Origin of the sequence: Leucobacter sp. M11 (assembly GCF_035726885.1) — a bacterium.
Lineage (GTDB): Bacteria > Actinomycetota > Actinomycetes > Actinomycetales > Microbacteriaceae > JAPFRB01.
In genome coordinates this window covers 572,955-574,233 of the sequence record NZ_JAPFRB010000001.1, presented here as the reverse complement: position 1 = coordinate 574,233, position 1,279 = coordinate 572,955, and the positions used below count along the sequence as shown (strand labels likewise).

Genomic DNA, 1,279 nt, shown 5'->3' with positions numbered 1-1,279 from the left:
GCGGGGAACCGGCGGAGCAGGCCCGGGCCGCGCTCGAAACGGCGGACGGGCTCCTCGTCAGCGACCGGCTACGCGCCGATATGCTCGCTCTGGCGGCCCCGGCGATCCTCGATGTCCTGGATCGGGGGCGGCCCGCGGTGATTCTCGGGGAGAACCGGGTCGGCGAGTGGCTGCCCGGGTTCGCGGAACACCCGAGACCCACGATCTTCTGGTGGTGGCGCACGGGGGAGCCGCACCGTATGACGCGCCCGAACCCGGAGCATCCGGCGCAGGGCATCTTCACGGACCGCTCGGTGATCTGGCACTCACACGGGGTGCTCGCACTCCCGGAGGGGGCGACCACGCTGGTCGACCTGGCCCGCGAGGACGGCGAGCGCGACGGTTCGATCCTCGCGGTATGGGAGCGGCCCGGGCACGCGCCCGTCCTCGTGAGCACGATGGACCCCGTGTACCACCACGGCTCCGGCTTCATGCCGGGGGCGACCCAACTCCTGTACCGCAGCCTGACCTGGCTCCGCGACACGATCCGCGCGGCTGCCCAGCCCGATCCAGACACCCAGCCCCGTCCTGCCCCGACCCACAACCGCTGAGAGCGAGAACACCATGACCCTGCGACCCGCGCCGAGCCCGGCGCCGAACCCCGACCGCGCCCTCACCGTCTGGGAGGACGGCGAGGAACTGCGGTTCACCTTTGCCGACTGCATGCGCTACCACGGCCCCGGATTCCCGGGCGGCGTCTCGCACGCCTTCGCCGCGATGGCCCGCGCCCTGCCGCTGCTCGCGGCCGCCCAGCCGGACGGACGGCTCGAGCGCCGCACGATCCGCGTCCGCACGCCGTTTGCCGGGCCGGGGGCACGCGACGCCTTCGAGCTTGTGACCCGCGCCGTCCGCGAGGAACGCTACGAGGTCCTGCCCGAGCTGGCCCGGCCCGAGCGCGGCAACACCCTGGCCCGCTACGTCTTCGAGATCAGCTCCGGCGACGCGACCGTCACGAGCGTGATCCGGGACGCGGGCATCGTTTCGGACGAGTTCATCGAGCTCACCGCGAAGCCGGACAAGGACCCGGCGGAGCTCGCCCACCTGGAGGTGCTCAAGATCGACATGCGGGACCGGATCCTCGGCCGGGACCCGGAGGAGGTCTACGACGCGGAGCGCTAAGCGCAGGCGGTCCGCGAGGCGGGGCCGCGCGCCCGCTTGCGCTTATTCCAAGATTCCGTAATTATGGAAACATGGAAGATGCAACGCTCGCGCAGCGGCTCCTCGCCGAGCAACACGACAC

Annotated in this window: 2 protein-coding genes; both read left to right on the top strand. The window is 71.8% G+C overall.

Going from position 1 to position 1,279, the window contains the following annotated elements; all coding sequences use genetic code 11:
- Positions 1–590 (top strand): hypothetical protein (locus OOT08_RS02945; RefSeq protein WP_325091050.1); only part of this gene is annotated, 590 nt, incomplete at its 5' end.
- A 13-nt stretch (positions 591–603) separates the two neighbouring features.
- Positions 604–1,158: a hypothetical protein gene (locus OOT08_RS02940; protein WP_325091049.1), complete on the top strand. Its 555-nt coding sequence runs from the start codon at positions 604–606 to the stop codon at positions 1,156–1,158.
- The last annotated feature ends 121 nt before the right edge of the window (positions 1,159–1,279 follow it).